Annotated in this window: 16 protein-coding genes; 6 read left to right on the forward strand and 10 right to left on the reverse strand. The window is 48.0% G+C overall.

The features are described from left to right. Positions 1 to 45: 45 nt before the first annotated feature. The 6 genes from GWK09_RS11515 to GWK09_RS11540 form a co-directional block, all read right to left on the reverse strand. Positions 46 to 504, reverse strand: coding sequence for a hypothetical protein (locus GWK09_RS11515; RefSeq protein ID WP_163693575.1), 459 nt, complete (start codon positions 502 to 504; stop codon positions 46 to 48). A 132-nt stretch (positions 505 to 636) separates the two neighbouring features. Next, positions 637 to 981 carry an arsenate reductase (glutaredoxin) gene (gene arsC / locus GWK09_RS11520; protein ID WP_163693576.1) on the reverse strand — a complete coding sequence of 115 codons (345 nt, stop codon included), beginning with the start codon at positions 979 to 981 and terminating at the stop codon, positions 637 to 639. A gap of 3 nt (positions 982 to 984) precedes the next feature. Then, positions 985 to 2,083 (reverse strand): peptide chain release factor 2 gene (gene prfB, locus GWK09_RS11525; protein WP_163693577.1). Its coding sequence is split into 2 segments (ribosomal slippage): positions 985 to 2,019 and positions 2,021 to 2,083, totalling 1,098 coding nucleotides; the frame shifts between segments, so codons are not numbered across the junction. A gap of 63 nt (positions 2,084 to 2,146) precedes the next feature. After that, complete coding sequence (locus tag GWK09_RS11530; RefSeq protein WP_163693578.1) at positions 2,147 to 3,004, reverse strand: transglutaminase-like domain-containing protein; 858 nt, start codon at positions 3,002 to 3,004, stop codon at positions 2,147 to 2,149. Positions 3,005 to 3,029: 25 nt separating this feature from the next. Next, positions 3,030 to 3,977 (reverse strand): alpha-E domain-containing protein, encoded by a 948-nt coding sequence (locus GWK09_RS11535; RefSeq protein WP_163693579.1) that lies wholly within the window; start codon positions 3,975 to 3,977, stop codon positions 3,030 to 3,032. A gap of 4 nt (positions 3,978 to 3,981) precedes the next feature. Further along, positions 3,982 to 5,445: a circularly permuted type 2 ATP-grasp protein gene (locus tag GWK09_RS11540; RefSeq protein WP_163693581.1), complete on the reverse strand. Its 1,464-nt coding sequence runs from the start codon at positions 5,443 to 5,445 to the stop codon at positions 3,982 to 3,984. 195 nt (positions 5,446 to 5,640) lie between these two features. Between GWK09_RS11540 and GWK09_RS11545 the strand changes: the two genes are divergently transcribed. Both GWK09_RS11545 and GWK09_RS11550 read left to right on the forward strand, forming a co-directional pair. Further along, complete coding sequence (locus GWK09_RS11545; RefSeq protein WP_163693583.1) at positions 5,641 to 8,037, forward strand: zinc-dependent metalloprotease; 2,397 nt, start codon at positions 5,641 to 5,643, stop codon at positions 8,035 to 8,037. A gap of 11 nt (positions 8,038 to 8,048) precedes the next feature. After that, entirely contained in the window at positions 8,049 to 9,080 is a 1,032-nt protein-coding gene (locus GWK09_RS11550) for a threonine aldolase family protein (RefSeq protein WP_163693584.1), read from the forward strand. Here the strand turns inward: GWK09_RS11550 and GWK09_RS11555 are convergent. Continuing rightward, entirely contained in the window at positions 9,066 to 9,389 is a 324-nt protein-coding gene (locus GWK09_RS11555; RefSeq protein WP_163693586.1) for a YegP family protein, read from the reverse strand. The genes GWK09_RS11550 and GWK09_RS11555 overlap by 15 nt on opposite strands. A 17-nt stretch (positions 9,390 to 9,406) precedes the next feature. Next, positions 9,407 to 9,733 (reverse strand): YbaB/EbfC family nucleoid-associated protein, encoded by a 327-nt coding sequence (locus tag GWK09_RS11560; RefSeq protein ID WP_163693587.1) that lies wholly within the window; start codon positions 9,731 to 9,733, stop codon positions 9,407 to 9,409. 134 nt (positions 9,734 to 9,867) lie between these two features. Between GWK09_RS11560 and GWK09_RS11565 the strand changes: the two genes are divergently transcribed. From GWK09_RS11565 to GWK09_RS11575, 3 genes are all read left to right on the forward strand, one after another. Continuing rightward, positions 9,868 to 11,925: a S9 family peptidase gene (locus tag GWK09_RS11565; RefSeq protein WP_239530919.1), complete on the forward strand. Its 2,058-nt coding sequence runs from the start codon at positions 9,868 to 9,870 to the stop codon at positions 11,923 to 11,925. A 66-nt stretch (positions 11,926 to 11,991) separates the two neighbouring features. Then, a complete protein-coding gene (locus GWK09_RS11570) occupies positions 11,992 to 13,032 on the forward strand; it encodes a PLP-dependent cysteine synthase family protein (RefSeq protein WP_163693592.1) in 1,041 nt (346 codons plus the stop codon). A 120-nt stretch (positions 13,033 to 13,152) separates the two neighbouring features. After that, positions 13,153 to 14,412: an aminotransferase class I/II-fold pyridoxal phosphate-dependent enzyme gene (locus GWK09_RS11575; protein WP_163693594.1), complete on the forward strand. Its 1,260-nt coding sequence runs from the start codon at positions 13,153 to 13,155 to the stop codon at positions 14,410 to 14,412. 28 nt (positions 14,413 to 14,440) lie between these two features. Here GWK09_RS11575 and GWK09_RS11580 read toward each other — a convergent pair whose 3' ends face one another. Continuing rightward, complete coding sequence (locus tag GWK09_RS11580; RefSeq protein WP_163693596.1) at positions 14,441 to 15,559, reverse strand: GTP cyclohydrolase; 1,119 nt, start codon at positions 15,557 to 15,559, stop codon at positions 14,441 to 14,443. A 103-nt stretch (positions 15,560 to 15,662) separates the two neighbouring features. Next, positions 15,663 to 16,700: a transporter gene (locus GWK09_RS11585; RefSeq protein ID WP_163693604.1), complete on the reverse strand. Its 1,038-nt coding sequence runs from the start codon at positions 16,698 to 16,700 to the stop codon at positions 15,663 to 15,665. A gap of 87 nt (positions 16,701 to 16,787) precedes the next feature. Between GWK09_RS11585 and GWK09_RS11590 the strand changes: the two genes are divergently transcribed. Next, positions 16,788 to 17,051, forward strand: coding sequence for a DUF4834 family protein (locus tag GWK09_RS11590; protein ID WP_163693606.1), 264 nt, complete (start codon positions 16,788 to 16,790; stop codon positions 17,049 to 17,051). The last annotated feature ends 12 nt before the right edge of the window (positions 17,052 to 17,063 follow it).

Below are 17,063 nucleotides of genomic sequence, written 5' to 3' on the forward strand. Positions count from 1 at the left end.
TAAAAAAGCCATTAGGAATAATGGCAAAACGGTAAATTTTCTCATCTAGGATTTATTCTTTTTCTTCTTCTTTTTCTTTTCTTTCGGTTTTTTACCGCCATTCTCGCGATACTCCTTTAAAGCCAGATATTTGTCTTCCGGCAGGCTGGCCTTTAATTCCTCATCCTGTTTGATATTGATATCCTCGAAGGCTTCTCTTGTCTTGTCGGGTCCCAGGTTCAGGATCTGGACCTCTATCCGCTGCTGTACATATTTGGTGAGGATAGACCTTAAGACCGCCTCTTCAAAGTCTGATAGTTCTATCGCCTCCTGAATTTTTGGCATTTCGGCTTCAACCATCTCCTCAGCGGTCATGGGTTCCGCCTTTTCAGGAGCCTGTTGGGTCTGTGGAGTAATCCTTCTTCTTCCCATGTTCCCGTAACGCGGATCGATTTGGGCTTCCAGTGAGGGGATTAGGAAAATAATAGAAAAGAGTATGGTAAGGAAGTGTTGTTTGGCTCTCATAACTCTGATTCAAATTCAAAAGTAAAGGGAAGGAAATCAGAGTCCGGTTAAATGTTTGTTAAAAGAAAAAAGCTCCTTAAACATTTCAGAAAAGTTTAAGAAACCTTTGGGCGAAAATTGGGAAATAGCGGGTCAGTTGAGGAGTTCGCCAATCTTTTTCGGGGGTCTTCCGATGACCGCTTTACCCTCGAAAGTTACGACAGGCCTTTCCATGAGTTTAGGATGTTTGAGCAAAGCGTCTTCAATCATTCGATCGTCTAACTCTTTTCCCTTGTATTCCTCTTTCCAAATAGCCTCCTGTTTCCTGACCAGTGCCATGGGGCTGATATCGAGCATTTTAAGAAGATTCCGCAATTCCTCCCTGGAAAGGGGGTTATCCAGGTAGAGCACTACCTCGTGGGGTTTACCGCTCTCCCGGACCAGGGCCAGTCCTTCCCGTGATTTTCTGCACCTGGGGTTGTGATAGATCTTTACCATGGTTTAACTTTCTTGTTTTTGGCCCATCATCATCAGGTATGCTTTTAGAAAATCGTCCAATTCTCCGTCCATGACCGCATCGACATTCCCGGTTTCTTCCCCGGTCCTTACGTCCTTGACCAGTTTGTAGGGATGCATGACATAATTGCGTATCTGAGATCCCCATTCGATCTTCTTTTTGGAGGATTCGATCTCTGCCCGGGCTTCTTGTTTTTTGCGTAATTCGATCTCGTAAAGCTGGGATTTAAGCATTTTAAGGGCAGTGGCCCTGTTGTCGTGCTGTGACCTGGAATCCGAGCAGGAGATCTGTATTCCTGTGGGTTTGTGGTATAGTTGCACCTTGGTCTCGACCTTGTTTACATTCTGGCCTCCGGCCCCGCTGGACCTGGCCGTGGTGATCTCTATGTCGGCCGGGTTGACCTCTATCTCGATGCTGTCGTCCACAAGGGGATACACATACACGGATGCAAAAGAAGTATGTCTCTTGGCATTGCTGTCGAAGGGGGAGATGCGTACCAGTCGGTGTACCCCGTTCTCACCCTTGAGCCAGCCAAAGGCGAAGTCTCCCTCTATCTCCAGGGTCACCGTCTTGATACCAGCCACGTCTCCTTCCTGATAGTTGAGTTCCTTGACCTTGTACCCGTTCTTTTCGCTCCACATGAGGTACATGCGCATCAGCATGGACGCCCAGTCGCAACTTTCCGTGCCTCCTGCTCCTGCTGTGATCTGAAGCACGGCCGTCATATCATCGCCTTCTTCAGAGAGCATGTTCCTGAATTCCAGTTTTTCAATGGCATCCAGGGCTTTAACGTACTGAGATTCTACTTCGGCTGTATCTATCTCTCCTTCTTTCTGGAACTCCATAAGGACTTCCAGGTCAATGGAAAGGACTTCAGCCTGCTTGAAGTCTGAGACCCATTTTTTCTTGCCCTGTAGCAGGCGCATTTTCTCCTGGGCAACCTGGGGATTATCCCAGAAATCAGGAGCCAGGGTCTTTTCTTCTTCGTTCTCTATTTCTATAAGCTTGGCATCGATGTCAAAGATACCTCCTTAACGCGCCAAGGCGTTCTATAAGATCCTTCTGCTGATCTGTAGTTACCATTTCTCTTGAATTTCGTGTAAAAGTAGCACTCTTTTGAACAGATGCGAATATTTCGAAACAAAATTATTGCTGTTGTTGCCCGAGTACCTGTACGGAGTGAGAGGTAGTGTTACCACCCCTGGAATACAGGATCCCCTTTAAAGGAGCACAATCCGAATAATCCTTCCCGTGGGCAACCTTGATATGGTTCTCGCTGGCAAGGATATTGTTAGTGGGGTCAAAACCGACCCAGCCTACATCCAGTAAATAGGCCTCTGTCCATGCGTGCATCTGGGAATCCCCGAAGTACCCGTTACCCTGGTGGAGATATCCGGAAACGTACCTGCACGGGATACCGAATTGCCTGGCCACTGCGGCAAAGAGATGGGCAAAGTCCTGGCAGACCCCATGCCTGTTTTCGACGATCTCGTCAAGGGTTGTATTCACATGGGTAACCCCCGGCGTATAGAAAATCTTTTCGTATACCCACTGGTTGAGGTCCACAAGGTTCTCAAACACGGTCTTGTCCCCTCGGTATTCAAAGAATTTGGCGTGTTCCTCCAGGAGGGTGGTTAGCGGCGTCTTGCGGAGGAAGGGTTCGTGTTCCACCTTGAAATCAAGGGTCTGATATCGCTTCAGGTCCTCGGGCGGATCCAGAGGAAGGTCGAAATCAAAGGGGTTAACGGCCGTTTTTAGTACCGTAAAACTCGCCTTGAATTCGATGCGTTCGAATTCCGACTTTGCCAGTATTCGCAGGGTCCTGAACCCATAGGCATTGGTCGATTCCTCGTAAGGGAAATCCAGAGAATTCTCAAAATGAGTCGCTGTGACCTTTTGCCCCTCTTCCTCGTGGGGAATGATCAGGAATTGCCACCGCGCTTCCTTAACGGGGTTTTCATACTGGTTTTCAGCGTGATACGTGATCTTATATTCGAGGGACATGTGCGGGTGCCGTCAATGGCGGAATCTAATAGTGGAAGAATTCATTTTCCATTTTGGTGCCAATATCGGCTAAATTCCTCAACATCCCGTCTATAAACTGCTGTATATTCCCTTCGATCTCCTCGATGTACTTATACTGGTATTCAGAACGGACCCTGCCCACCAAAAAGGCCGTTGAATTCTTGTTGTAACGAAATGAGTTGTCGAGTACCCGTATGTGCATGTAAATCTGGTTCAGGCAGTTCATCAGGGATCTGGGGCAGTTCGGGTTGAGGATCAGGAATTCAAGGGTAGTGAGGCTGGTCGGTGTTTTTTTGTAATGCCTTCTCATCATATCGTAGGATTCCATGCATTTGAGGAGGGTGGTCCATTCAAAGCTCTTCGAAAAGGTATCTCCGTAACTTGCCCTGGCTTCCTTTGCATCCTGATATTTGGCGTCGATCATCCGGATCAGCTGGTTGGCCCGTTCCAGATTTACCCCGAGCAGGATGATGGCATAGACCTCATCGTGAAGCAGGGTACTCCGGATCCTGCCCCTGAGGATGGATGACATTTCTATGATATTGACGGAAAAATCGTAGAGACCTTTTTTAATGTAGTGGTCTGCGGGGTATTTCAGTACAAAATGGTAGAACTTGTTAATGGATTCATAGAGTTCCGTGGAGATCAGGTCGCGCGCACTGTTCGCATTTTCCCTTGTGTAGCGGACGTTGCTGATGATGGAAAACGGATTGGACGGGTCGAGTGCGAGCTTGAAAAGCACCTTCTCTTCAGTGAGCTCCTCTTCGTCCTGCCCGGGAGGTTGTCCTGCCATCCTCAGCATGGAATTCAGCACAAAGGGCCTTGATCTCGAGATCTCATGGGGAGCATCGAGGGAAGAGAAATAATTCACGTGCATGTACCTCGCGATGTGTTCTGAACGTTCGATATAACGCCCCATCCAGAAGAGGTTATTCGCTACTCTTGCTAGCATATATTCATTGTTTTAGTACCCAGGTGTCTTTTGAGCCTCCTCCCTGGGAGGAATTTACTACGAGATTACCCCTCCTGAGTGCCACGCGGGTGAGCCCTCCTTTCAGCACGAATTCCCTTTCCTTGCCCAGGATGGTGAAGGTCCTGAGGTCTACGTGCCTTTGTTCAAAGGAATTCGTCTCATCAATGTAGGTGGGGTGGACCGAAAGGGACATTATGGGTTGGGCCACATATTTCCTGGGATTTGATTTGATCTGTTTCTTAACGGTCTCAATTTCTTCCTTGGTGAGTTTATTCCCGATAGAAATGCCGTAACCCCCGGCTTCATCAACGGGCTTGACCACCAGTTCCGGGATGTGATCCATGACATAAGCCAGTTCTTCGGGCCTGCTGCAGTGATAGGTATGTACATTATTAAGGATAGGGGTTTCATCGAGATAATATTTGATGATTTCCGGCATATAAGTATAGACCGCCTTATCATCTGCCACCCCCGTTCCGGGAGCATTGGCCAGGGTGACATTCCCTTTTTTGTAGGCCGTGAAAAGTCCGGGTACCCCCAGTGCAGAATCGGCCCTGAATTCTAGAGGATCCATAAACTGATCGTCTATCCTCCGGTAGATGATATCCACCTTCTCAGGCCCTTTGATGGTCCGCATATAGACAAAATCATTCTCCACGTAAAGGTCCCTGCCTTCCACCAGTTCTACCCCCATGGTCTTGGCGAGATAGGAATGCTCGTAAAAGGCCGAATTGTACATTCCCGGGGTGATCACCACCGTATTCGGGCTATCCACCCCTTTTGGCTTTACGGTCTCCAGCAGGTCCAGCAGGTTTTCCGCATAATTGGTCACCGTATGGGCCTCGTAATGGTTAAATACCCCGAACAAGGCGCGTTTGAGAGCTGTTCGATTACTGATGACATAGCTCACACCCGATGGACACCGGATGTTGTCCTCCAGCACATAGTACTTCCCATCCTTGTGTTTGATGATATCCGTACCCGAGATATGATTGTAGATCCCGCCCGGGGGATCCACATCCATCATCTGGTGCAGATAATTTTCCGAAGAACTGATCAGTTCGAGGGGGACGATGCCTTGTTTCAGGATCTTTTTCTCGTGGTAGATGTCCCAAAGGAACAGGTTGAGGGCGCGACTGCGCTGTATAGCTCCTTTCTCTATCACCTCCCATTCTTCCGGGTCGATGATCCTCGGGAACAGGTCGAAAGGAAAGATCTTCTCCTGTGTATCCTTGTCGCCGTAGACCTGAAAAGTGATCCCCTGGTTGAAAAAGGAGGATTTGGCTTTCTCGTTCAACCGCATATAGTCTTCAATGGAATGTGCCCCGTATAAGTTGAACAGGGTTTTGTAGATTCTTTTTACCTCACCTTTATCGTCGTAGAGCTCGTCAAAGAGGGACGGATCCCTTTGGTAAGATGAGAATATCGTATTTTCCTGTGAAGCCATGGATCATTCATTAGTGTTGGGGGGAATATAACAGAAATTAAGGGAATTCGAAACTGGAATCCCACAATAATTGGAGGCGATTTTTGCATTTTTGGCAACGGAATAAAAAGCGTTTTTGAGGCATTCGGAGGTTTTTTGCGGTCGATGAGCAGGTTTCCTCCTAATTGTTTTAAATTTAGCCCTTAAACTTTGAAGATGAAAAAAACACTATGCCTTTTGGCCTTACTAGCCTTTGTATCAGGCTTCGGTCAGCTTTCGGATAAACTTGGGGATTTTAAGAAATACGAGGGGTTCTTTCCCTTTTATTACGATGCGTCCAGTGACAAGGTATATCTCGAGGTAAAGAACCTCAACGAAGAATTTCTGTATGTTTATTCCCTTAGTAGTGGTATTGGAAGTAATGATATAGGATTAGACAGGGGACAGCTTGGAAATGAACAGGTTGTATATTTTAAAAAAGCGGGTAATAAATTGCTGCTCATACAACCCAACCTGAAATACCGGGCCCTTACAGACAACGCCCTGGAAAAGAAATCAGTGGAGCAGGCCTTTGCCAAATCCATCCTTTTTGGCTTTAAGATTGAAGAGGAGGTCAACGGTTCTTATTTTATAGATCTCACCGATTTCCTGATGCAGGATGCCCATGGAGTGAGCGACCGGCTCAAACGCAACAAGCAGGGAAATTACAGTCTGGACAAAACTAAAAGCGCCTTCGATCTGGATCGCACCAGGGCCTTTCCGAAAAATGTGGAATTTGATTTGATGCTGACCTTCAAAGGAGAACCCACAGGGAATTATATACGTTCGGTGACCCCGAACCCGGAACTGGTTACCGTATCTCAACACCATTCCTTTATAGAGCTTCCGGATTCGGGCTATAAGAAACGGGAATTCGATCCGAGGTCGGGCTCCTATCCATTTTCCTATTACGATTATGCCACCCCCGTGGAACAATCTCTGGTGAAGAGGTTTATCACGAGGCACAGGCTGGAAAAAAAGGATCCGAATGCTGCGGTGAGTGAGGCTGTGGAACCCATTATCTACTACCTCGACAATGGGACGCCAGAACCCGTCCGCAGCGCCCTGCTAGACGGAGGAAAGTGGTGGAATCAGGCTTTTGAGGCCATTGGGTACAAGGATGCCTTCCAGCTTAAAATACTTCCGGATGATGCCGATCCCCTGGATGTGCGGTACAATGTCATTCAATGGGTGCATAGGTCCACAAGAGGCTGGAGTTATGGCAGTAGTATTACGGACCCCAGGACCGGGGAGATCATCAAGGGGCACGTAAGCCTGGGGAGTCTACGGATCCGTCAGGATTTCATGATCGCCCAGGCCCTGAGCAATAAACCGTACGCTGAAAGAGATGACAACGACCAGGCCATGCTCGACCTAGCCCTGGCCCGCATCCGGCAATTGTCTGCCCATGAGATAGGGCATACCCTCGGGTTTGCCCATAACTTTGCGGCCAGTACGAATGACCGGGCCTCCGTAATGGATTACCCCCATCCTTATATCCGACTCGAAAATGGGCAAATCGATTTTTCCCAGGCCTACGATACGGGCATAGGCGAATGGGACAAGGTGACTGTAGCCTATTCCTACACCGACTTTCCGGAAGGCATTTCAGAGAAAGAGGGTCTGAGAACCATCCTGGAACGTTCCCATCAGCAGGGGCTCAGGTATATTTCGGACCAGGATGCCCGTCCCATGGGAAGCGCCCATGTGCTGGGCCATTTGTGGGATAGCGGAAAGAATGCCAGCGATGAACTGGATCGGTTGTTGGAGGTGCGGGCTAGAGCAATGGAAAACTTTTCTATGGACAATATCCGGACAGGAGAATCCAATACCCTGCTGGAGGACGTCTTCGTGCCTCTTTATTTCTTTCATCGCTATCAAACCGAAGCGGCTACCAAGACTGTGGGCGGCCTGGATTACAACTATGCTGTAAAAGGAGACGGGCAGCAGGTTGTGAGTACTGTGCCTGCTCCAGAACAAAAAAAGGCCGTCAAAAGTATATTGCAGACCCTGGATGCCTCCGTCATAAGTATTCCCCCTTCAAAATTGTCCCTTTTCCCTCCGAGGGCTATAGGGTATGAGCGGACTCGCGAATCGTTCAAAAGTAAAACGGGCGTTTCTTTTGATGCCCTTTCTGCTGCCGAGACCGCCGCAGACATGACATTGTCCCTTCTCCTGCATCCGGAAAGGGCATCCCGTCTCATACAGCAAAAGGGTCTGGATGAAAAGCAGTTGGGTCTGGAGGAATTGCTGGAACAACTCGTCAGTAGTACGGTGAAAAGGTCGCATAAGGATCCCTATCTCGCCGCGGTGCAAAAATCCGTGAACTACCGCGTGCTCATGCATATCATGAACCTGGCCGCTTATAAAGACGTACACCCGCAGGTCAATGCGGTCGCGGGTGCCTCTCTGAACCAACTCAGGGCATGGCTGGTAGAATCCGGGGACCCAGACAGGAGAGAGATGGTCAGACGTATCGATGAATTCAATAAGGAGAGGGACGACTTTGAAGTGATCGCATCCCCTCAGATCCCCGATGGCTCGCCTATTGGGATGGCCTGCACCCAATTCTAGAAAGAGAAAATATGCAAATCAACCTTATCAGCGATACGGTAACGAGACCGACCCCGGGAATGCTCAAGGCCATGATGTCTGCCAAAGTGGGAGACGACGTTTTCAAGGAAGATCCTTCGGTCAACGCACTGGAAGAAAAGGTGGCAGAACTCTTTGGGATGGATTCAGCCCTGTTCTTTCCCAGTGGTACCATGGCCAACCAGACCGCCATCAAGATCCATACGAATCCCGGAGACCAGCTTATATGCGACAAATATGCCCATGTGTACAATTACGAAGGGGGAGGGGTGAGCTTCAATAGTGGCGTTTCCTGCAAACTGGTAGACGGTCACAGGGGATTGATGAAGGCCTCCCAGGTGGAGGCTGCAGTGAACCCGCCGGACTTCTACCACAGTCCGCTTACCTCCCTGGTCTGCATTGAGAACACCACTAATAAAGGGGGAGGAGCATGCTGGGATTTTGAGGAACTAAAGGCTATCAGGCAGGTCTGTGACCGGCACCATCTCGGATATCACCTGGATGGCGCCAGGCTCTGGAACGCCCTGGTCGCCAAAGGGGAGGAAGCCCGTTCATACGGAGCCCTGTTCGATACCATCAGTGTTTGCCTCAGTAAAGGATTGGGATGCCCCGTGGGCTCTGTCCTGGTAGGCAAGAAGAAATTCATGGATAAGGCCTTGAGGGTCCGCAAGGTACTGGGCGGAGGGATGCGCCAGGCTGGATATCTGGCTGCTGCAGGAATCTATGCCCTGGACCACCACCTCGACCGACTGGAGGAGGACCATATCAAAGCCAGGGAATTGGGGGATGTGCTAAGGGAATTGCCGTATGTTAAAAAGGTGGAACCCATTGAGACCAATATCATCATCTTTGAGGTAGACGAGACGAAATGCAGCAGTGAGCTTTTTCACCAGGCACTTACGGACAAGCAGATCAGGATCATCGGGATGGGGCAGGGCAAACTTCGCATGGTGACCCATATGGATTACACCGGGGACATGCATCAACACACCCTCAAAATACTCAGATCTCTAAGGGATCTCTGAGGGGTCAAGGGAAGAAATCCTATTACGCAGGTTTGTGATCCCATTCTCCATCCCCGCTTCAGACGAATAGGGCTTACTCATAGCGATTACCGAACCTTCCTTGTTTTTCAGGGCGAAGTGAAATTTTCCACTGTGACTGGTCTGCCTTTCAAAGACGGATGTTCTTTTGACCAGTGGCCGCAGTTCTTTCACCGTAGCGTCTAAATCCTTGCGGGATGCGAAGGGAATGCTTTGGAGAAGCGAATTTCCACTCTTGGCCGTGACCACGAAACTGTATTGATTGTCTTTGTCTTTTTGGATCCGGATCATGAACGCGTTCTTTGGGATTATTTGAAAAGGGAATCCATACCCGGGATGTTGGGCATACCTTCTTTAGCTACAGCAGCAAGTTCTGTTTCTTGCACTCCTGTGGCTTTTGCGATGGCCTTGTTGAGCGTGATGACCAGGTAGTCTTCCAGTTGCTCCTTATCCTTCAAAAGGTGGTCTTCCAGTGAGATACTCTTGATCTCCCGGTTTGCCGTGATGGTGACAGATACAGAACCGTCAGCTGCTTTTTCATCGAGCAGGACCGTGTCCAGACGTTTTTTGGTTTCTTCTACCTTGGCACGGGTCTCCTTGAGTTTACCCATCATTCCCATTATATCTCCGAACATTCTTTCTTGTTTAATACCTCAAATTTACTAATTTGCCCGGATTTTAAAGAACATCTATGTATTGGTCGAAAAAAAACATCATTCCCCTAATTAGCCTTATTTTTGCCTTTTCTTGTCAGAATCAGAAGGACGAAATGGCGAACATCTCACCACCAGTTGCTAAGAAAGTGCCCAAAAAACTCGAGATCCACGGCGATGCAAGGGTGGACAACTACTACTGGATGAATGATCGCGAAGATCCCGAGGTGATCCGGTTCCTGGAGCAGGAAAACGAGTATTACCAGGCTAAAACAGCCCATACACAGGTCCTTCAGGATTCCCTTTTCAAGGAAATGAGGTCCAGGATCAAGGAAGATGATACCTCCGTCCCATACAAGCGAAACGGCTACTGGTATATAACCCGATATGAGACCGGAAAGGAATACCCTATCTATTCCAGGAAGGAAGGGAGTTTAGAAGCGCCGGAGGAAATAATGTTCAATGTTAATGAACTCGCCGAGGGGCACGAGTATTTCAGGCTAAGCGGTATTTCTGTGAGCCCGGACAACAAATTGGCCGCATTCGGCACAGATACCGTTTCCAGGAGGCAGTACATCATCAGGGTGAAGAATCTGGAAACCGGAGAGGTATACGCAGACAGGATCGAAAATACCACAGGGGGCTCGGTCTGGGCCAAGGATAACAAAACGTTTTTTTACTCCAAAAAGGACCCGGTGACCCTGCGTTCTGACAAGATCTACAAGCATGTCCTGGGAACCCCTTCGGAGGAAGATGAACTGGTCTATCACGAACAGGATGAAACCTTTAGTACCTATGTTTATAAGTCGAAGTCGGAAGACTATATCATCATCGGGTCGAACAGCACACTGACCTCTGAATACCGCATCCTGGATGCAGATGATCCAAGGGGCGACTTCAAGGTTTTTTCTCCCAGGACCAGAGGTCTGGAATACTCAATTTATCATTTTGGGCCCGACTTCTACATCCTTACCAACAAGGACGGGGCAACTAATTTCAAATTGATGAAGACCTCCAAAGATGCCACGACCTCTGAGCATTGGGTGGATTACCTCCCTCACAGGGAAGACGTCCTCCTGGAGGATATTGAAATTTTTAAGGACTTCCTGGTGGTCTCAGAACGAGACAACGGACTGAACAAGATAAAGGTGACACGATGGGACGGCAAGGATTCCTATTACTTGCCCTTCGACAATGAGACCTACGTGGCTTTTCCCTACGTAAATCTCGATTATGACACCAAACTGCTTAGGTATATCTATATTTCGATGACATCCCCTTATTCCATCATCGATTTTGATATGGGCACCGGTGAAAAGACGGTGCTGAAGCAGGAAGAAGTACTTGGAGGAAAATTTATGGAGGAGAATTACAGATCAGATAGGGTCTGGGCCACAGCGAGGGATGGGGCAAAGGTGCCTATCTCTCTGGTATATCATAAAGACACTCCCCTGAATGGAACTTCCCCCTTGCTACAGTACGCCTATGGTTCGTATGGCAGTACCATCGACCCCTCTTTTTCCAGTACGCGACTCAGCCTTCTCGACCGTGGTTTTATCTATGCCATTGCCCATGTGAGGGGAGGAGAGTACCTGGGGAGGCCATGGTACGAGGATGGCAAGCTGCTGAATAAAAAGAACACATTTACCGACTTTATTGACTGTTCCAAATTCCTGATCCAGGAGAAATACACCAGTGCGGATCACCTTTATGCCTGGGGTGGGTCTGCCGGAGGGCTGCTTATGGGTGCGGTAGTCAATATGGCACCGGAACTCTACCATGGGGTGATCGCGGCCGTTCCTTTCGTAGATGTGGTGACGACCATGCTGGACGATTCCATCCCGCTTACCACAGGCGAATACGACGAATGGGGAAATCCGAATGACCCCGTCTACTATGAGTACATGCTCTCTTATTCTCCCTACGACAACGTAAAGGCACAGGCCTACCCGAATATGTATGTGTCTACCGGCCTGCATGATTCTCAGGTGCAATATTGGGAGCCTGCCAAATGGGTAGCTAAGCTCAGGGAACTCAAAACGGACGACAACCTGCTCTTCCTGGACACCAATTTGGAGGCCGGGCATGGGGGTGCATCCGGCCGATTTGAGGCTCTTAAGGAGACTGCGAAGGAATACGCTTTCCTGTTAGATTTGGAGGGAATTACGCGTTAATTAAAAAAAAATAGTAATTTTGCCCATGGGTTTTCGATCTTGATCGGGGACTCATGAACCAATCTTATGGAAAAAAAGATTCACGCCTGTAATTCCATCCTAGATCTTATTGGAAACACTCCTCTGGTAAAACTCAACCATATCACCCGAGAACTGGAAGGGGATTTCTATGCAAAAATGGAATTCTTTAATCCCGGTCACTCCGCCAAGGATCGTATCGCTGCCTTTATCATAGAGGAAGCGGAACGCAAGGGTATTTTAAAGGAAGGAAGTACTATCATAGAGACCACTTCAGGGAATACCGGTTTTAGCCTTGCCATGGTCGCCATCGTAAAAGGGTATAAATGTATCCTGGCGGTGAGTTCCAAATCATCACAGGATAAGATAGATATGCTTCGTTGCATGGGAGCACAGGTGTATGTTTGCCCGGCTCACGTAAGTGCCGATGATCCCAGGTCTTATTACGAAGTGGCCAAAAGGCTGCACCAAGAAACCGAGAATTCGATCTACATCAATCAGTACTTTAACGAACTGAATATTGAAGCCCATTACCGAACTACAGGCCCTGAGATCTGGGAACAGACCAGTGGTCAGATCACTCATTTTGTAGCGTGCAGCGGAACTGGGGGAACTATTTCAGGAACCGCTCGCTATCTGAAAGAAATGAACCCGAAGATACGGGTGATCGGAGTAGATGCCTATGGGTCCGTTCTGAAAAAATACCACGAAACCGGCAAGGTAGACAAGAATGAGATCTACCCCTACAGAATTGAAGGATTAGGAAAGAACCTTATCCCGGAGGCCACCGATTTCGAAATCATTGACACCTTTATCAAGGTAACTGACAGGGATAGCGCCCACACGGCACGTGAGATCGCCAAAAAAGAAGGGATCTTTGCCGGATACACCTCAGGAGCCGTCATGCAAGCCGTAAAACAGCTCAGCGACCTCGGGGAGTTCGATAGTGAAAGTAAAGTGGTGGTGGTTTTCCCGGATCACGGATCCCGTTATATGAGCAAGGTGTACAGTGACAAATGGATGGAAGCTCAGGGATTTATGGAAGGAGTGAAGGAACAGGAACAAAAGAAGGTAGAGGTTATAAAATAGATCACAGGAATAGATTTTGAAAGGCAGCGGAACCCATTCCGCTGCCTTTTTTGTTCCCATAAATAAAGTTATGAATCGTGGTCAAAAATCCATAGTTTTGCAGAAACCAAACAGGGTTAGATGAGAGATTTATTTGACAGGATTTTAGAGAATAAGGGCCCTCTGGGACGATGGGCCTCACAGGCTGAAGGGTATTTCGTTTTTCCAAAATTAGAAGGTCCGATTTCTAACCGGATGAAATTTCAGGGCAAGGAGGTCATTACCTGGAGCATTAATGATTACCTGGGGCTGGCCAACCTGCCGGAGATTAAAAAAGTGGACGGCGAGGCCGCCCTTGAATACGGCGCCGCCTATCCTATGGGGGCCCGGATGATGAGCGGGCATACCGTTCATCACGAACAACTCGAAAAAGAGTTGGCTTCATTCGTTAAAAAGGAGGCAGCCTACCTGCTTAATTTCGGGTATCAGGGGATCATGTCTGCCATAGATGCCCTTGTGTCTAAGGACGATATCATCGTCTATGACGTGGATTCCCATGCCTGTATCATAGACGGGGTCAGGTTGCATATGGGTAAGCGGTTTACCTTTAAGCACAATGATATTGAAAGCCTTGAAAAGAACCTGGAAAGGGCCACCAAGATGGCAGAACAGACTGGGGGCGGTATCCTCGTGATCTCCGAAGGTGTTTTCGGAATGAGGGGAGAACAGGGCAAGCTCAAGGAAATAGCCGCACTCAAGAAGAAATTCAAATTCAGGCTGCTGGTAGACGATGCCCACGGTTTCGGGACACTTGGAAAGACCGGTGCCGGAGCAGGAGAGGAGCAGGGAATTCAGGATGATATAGACGTGTATTTCGCCACTTTTGCCAAGTCCCTTGCCGGGATTGGGGCATTCCTCGCGGCTGATCAGGAGATCATCGATTACCTGAAATACAACCTCAGGTCGCAGATGTTCGCCAAGTCCCTCCCGATGATCTATGTAAAAGGAGCCCTTAAAAGGCTCGAGATGCTCAGGACCATGCCCGAATTAAAGGCCAAGCTCTGGGAGAATGTTACGGCTTTGCAGGAAGGTCTTAAGGAAAGAGGCTTTGATATAGGGACCACGTCCAGCTGTGTTACACCGGTATACCTGAACGGAAGTATCCCTGAGGCCATGGCCCTTGTAAAGGACTTGCGGGAGAATTACGGTATCTTCTGTTCTATTGTGGTCTATCCGGTTATTCCTAAAGGTTTGATCCTGCTAAGGATGATCCCTACGGCTACGCATACCATGGAAGACATTTCCATCACTCTCGACGCTTTCTCATCGATACGTGAAAGACTGGAAAATGGCACTTACAAACGATTGTCAGCTGCCGTTGCCGCCGCCATGGGTGAATAAGTCGGAAAAAATACCGCGTAAATAATAATTAAAGGGCCTTTTTATAGGTCCTTCTTTTTTTATAGACCTCAGGGCTGAAATGTTTCCAGATCTGTTTGATCGCGAAATTGTCTTCCAGCTCAGGTGTTCGGTAACAGGTCTCGATCTGCTTTTCCTCAAAGGTCTCGTGATACTCATTGAAAATGACGGAGGTAACCCCTTTGTTCTGATATTCCGGATGTATACCAATAAGGTAAAAAATGACATCCTTGTTGTGCTTTTTTGCCTGAAGGAGATGGTACCATCCAAATGGGAAGAGCTTGCCCCGGGCTTTTTGCAAGGCTTCGGAAAAAGAAGGCATCACGATGGCAAAGGCGATGATCCTGTCCGAAGAATCCAGGATGAATTTGATGTATTCCGGATTGATGAAAGCGATGTACTTTTTCTTGAAATATTCTTTTTGAACGGGCGTAATTGGAACGAATGAGGCCAGTTTGGCGTAACTGTCGTTAAACAGGTCGAACATCTGGTCTACCCAGGGCATGAGCTCAGAAGTCTTCTTGAAATTCATTTCCCGCAGGCCATACCTCTTTTTGATTAGTAGTTGTACCCTCTCAAAAAGCGAAGGGTCTACGTTGCTTCTCGGAAACTTATTCTCTTCATACCCTTTTTCCTTTACAAAACCCAGCCTCTCATAATGCGCCTGGTAATAGGGGTAATTGTACCAGGTGATCATGGTACCGATATGATCGAACCCCTCTACGAGGACCCCCACCTTATCCATGTTGGAGAATCCCACAGGTCCCTCCATATATTCCATCCTATGCTCTCTTCCCAATTCCGCTACTTTCTCCAATAAGGCTTCTGAAACAGCTGTATCGTCTATGAAATCGAACCAGCCAAAGCGCATTTTCCTCAATTTTTGCTCATTGACTTCGATCCAGTTGATCATGGCGACGACCCTTCCTACGATCTTTCCATCTTTATAGGCCAGGTAAAACCAGGCATCAGCGTGTTCAAAAACCGGATTCTTCTTTGGATCGAAGGTCTCCATTTCGTCCTTAATCAACGGGGGTACCCAATAAGGGGAGTCCTTGTAAAGGGAAAAGGGAAAAGTGACAAATTTCTTCAGATCAGACTTATTGACGGCCTGTTCAACATGTATCATATACCCGGAATTACATGATCAATAATAGGAATAATTGGCCACAGAAAAAACCCCGAGAGTGATTAAGTTTAGGAGGATTTAGATTCAGGGGAAAGCGACAGCTTCAGTCTTTCTTCTTCTTTTTGGCCTTTCTCTGAAGTTTTCGCATTTTCTTTTTGGAGATACCCGGCAGGGCAGCGTCGGAATCGTCCTTGAACGCGTTTCTTTTGATGGAAGCCCCGTTCTGCCCCGCTTTCTGGTCGTCTATGGAGATGATCTCGTCCTGGTGAAAGTCGAACCGATACGAAAAGCCCAGAGAACCGAACATCCTGCTGGGGGTACTCTTAAAACTGGCCCCTACATTCAGGTCGGCCTGAAAGGATTTGCTGAACAAATGGGCTACCCCTGTCCGCAAGAGGATGTCTGAATACCGGTCGCTCTTGATCCCCTGGTTTTCTACAAAGACACTCCATTTGGGATTCTTAAATGCATGAGAAAGGGAAACCAGATACTCCATTTCGGGGTAATCCGTTCCGATGCGGTCGTAGATCAGGTTGGAGATCAAAACCAGCCTGGCACCAAGGCTGCTCTGAGTTGCCACCATAGCTCTGGGCGCTACAATTGGGTCTTCTGGATAGAAGGGATTGTCACCGAGGTTAAAAGTAGCCCCTGCATACACGGAAACTGCAGGTACCAGGTCCCTGAGCTGGAACTTGTTATTGGCCCTCCAGCTGTAAAGGTTGGGTTTGGACCTTTCCGGATTTTTAAAGGGATCGTAGAGCAGATACTTCACCCCAAGGCGGTTCCTCGAAAAATCGCTCCTCTTTTCATTCAGGTCAAAAGCGGTAAAGGTGATATCCTGTTGTACATAGGTCCCTTCATAGGTGACCTCCAGCATTTCCTTGAAAAAACCATATCGCAGGACCAGTTCTGCACCCATGATGGTAGATTCCTGAGAAAGGTCGGAATGATCCCTTTGTTCATAGAGGAATCCCGACTCAATCTGAAATACACCTTTGCCTACTGCATAGGCACTTACAGAAAGCCCCGGACGGTTAGAGTTGATCACTTCTGTATACTGGGAAAAGCCTAAAACAGGTAAGGCCAAACTCAGGAAAATAAGAGAGCGGAGTAGGGGGTTGGTTCTTCTGGCGGCATCCATCGGGTGCTATTTTATCAAAGATTTATGACATTTGTACTGCTATTACAACGCTGGAATTGTACTTTTGATATAATTACAATTTAAATTATGGGTTTTTTAAAGACACTGCTGATCATCCTCGGGGTCTATTTCCTTTTGCGTATTTTGGGGAGATTATTCGCCCCCTGGCTCTTCAGATACGCAGTGAAAAAGACGGGAGAACAATTCAGACATGCATATGAACAAGCCCGTGAGAATGGAGAGGCCCGCTTTACTGGGTCGGATGGGGAGATCAGAGGTCCTGAAAAAAAACAAAAACCAAATTCCCCGGATAAGGTGGGGGAGTATATAGATTTTGAGGAAATAGACTAAACAAGCACTTCA

This window comes from Muriicola jejuensis, from assembly GCF_010671595.1.
Lineage (GTDB): Bacteria > Bacteroidota > Bacteroidia > Flavobacteriales > Flavobacteriaceae > Muriicola > Muriicola jejuensis.

Bases quoted from the DNA above. Each gene is read 5' to 3' on its own strand.
- GWK09_RS11515 (WP_163693575.1), bottom strand. From the start codon at position 504: ATGAGAGCCAAACAACACTTCCTTACCATACTCTTTTCTATTATTTTC.
- arsC (WP_163693576.1), bottom strand. From the start codon at position 981: ATGGTAAAGATCTATCACAACCCCAGGTGCAGAAAATCACGGGAAGGA.
- GWK09_RS11530 (WP_163693578.1), bottom strand. From the start codon at position 3,004: ATGTCCCTCGAATATAAGATCACGTATCACGCTGAAAACCAGTATGAA.
- GWK09_RS11535 (WP_163693579.1), bottom strand. From the start codon at position 3,977: ATGCTAGCAAGAGTAGCGAATAACCTCTTCTGGATGGGGCGTTATATC.
- GWK09_RS11540 (WP_163693581.1), bottom strand. From the start codon at position 5,445: ATGGCTTCACAGGAAAATACGATATTCTCATCTTACCAAAGGGATCCG.
- GWK09_RS11545 (WP_163693583.1), top strand. From the start codon at position 5,641: ATGAAAAAAACACTATGCCTTTTGGCCTTACTAGCCTTTGTATCAGGC.
- GWK09_RS11550 (WP_163693584.1), top strand. From the start codon at position 8,049: ATGCAAATCAACCTTATCAGCGATACGGTAACGAGACCGACCCCGGGA.
- GWK09_RS11555 (WP_163693586.1), bottom strand. From the start codon at position 9,389: ATGATCCGGATCCAAAAAGACAAAGACAATCAATACAGTTTCGTGGTC.
- GWK09_RS11560 (WP_163693587.1), bottom strand. From the start codon at position 9,733: ATGTTCGGAGATATAATGGGAATGATGGGTAAACTCAAGGAGACCCGT.
- GWK09_RS11565 (WP_239530919.1), top strand. From the start codon at position 9,868: ATGGCGAACATCTCACCACCAGTTGCTAAGAAAGTGCCCAAAAAACTC.
- GWK09_RS11570 (WP_163693592.1), top strand. From the start codon at position 11,992: ATGGAAAAAAAGATTCACGCCTGTAATTCCATCCTAGATCTTATTGGA.
- GWK09_RS11575 (WP_163693594.1), top strand. From the start codon at position 13,153: ATGAGAGATTTATTTGACAGGATTTTAGAGAATAAGGGCCCTCTGGGA.
- GWK09_RS11580 (WP_163693596.1), bottom strand. From the start codon at position 15,559: ATGATACATGTTGAACAGGCCGTCAATAAGTCTGATCTGAAGAAATTT.
- GWK09_RS11585 (WP_163693604.1), bottom strand. From the start codon at position 16,700: ATGGATGCCGCCAGAAGAACCAACCCCCTACTCCGCTCTCTTATTTTC.
- GWK09_RS11590 (WP_163693606.1), top strand. From the start codon at position 16,788: ATGGGTTTTTTAAAGACACTGCTGATCATCCTCGGGGTCTATTTCCTT.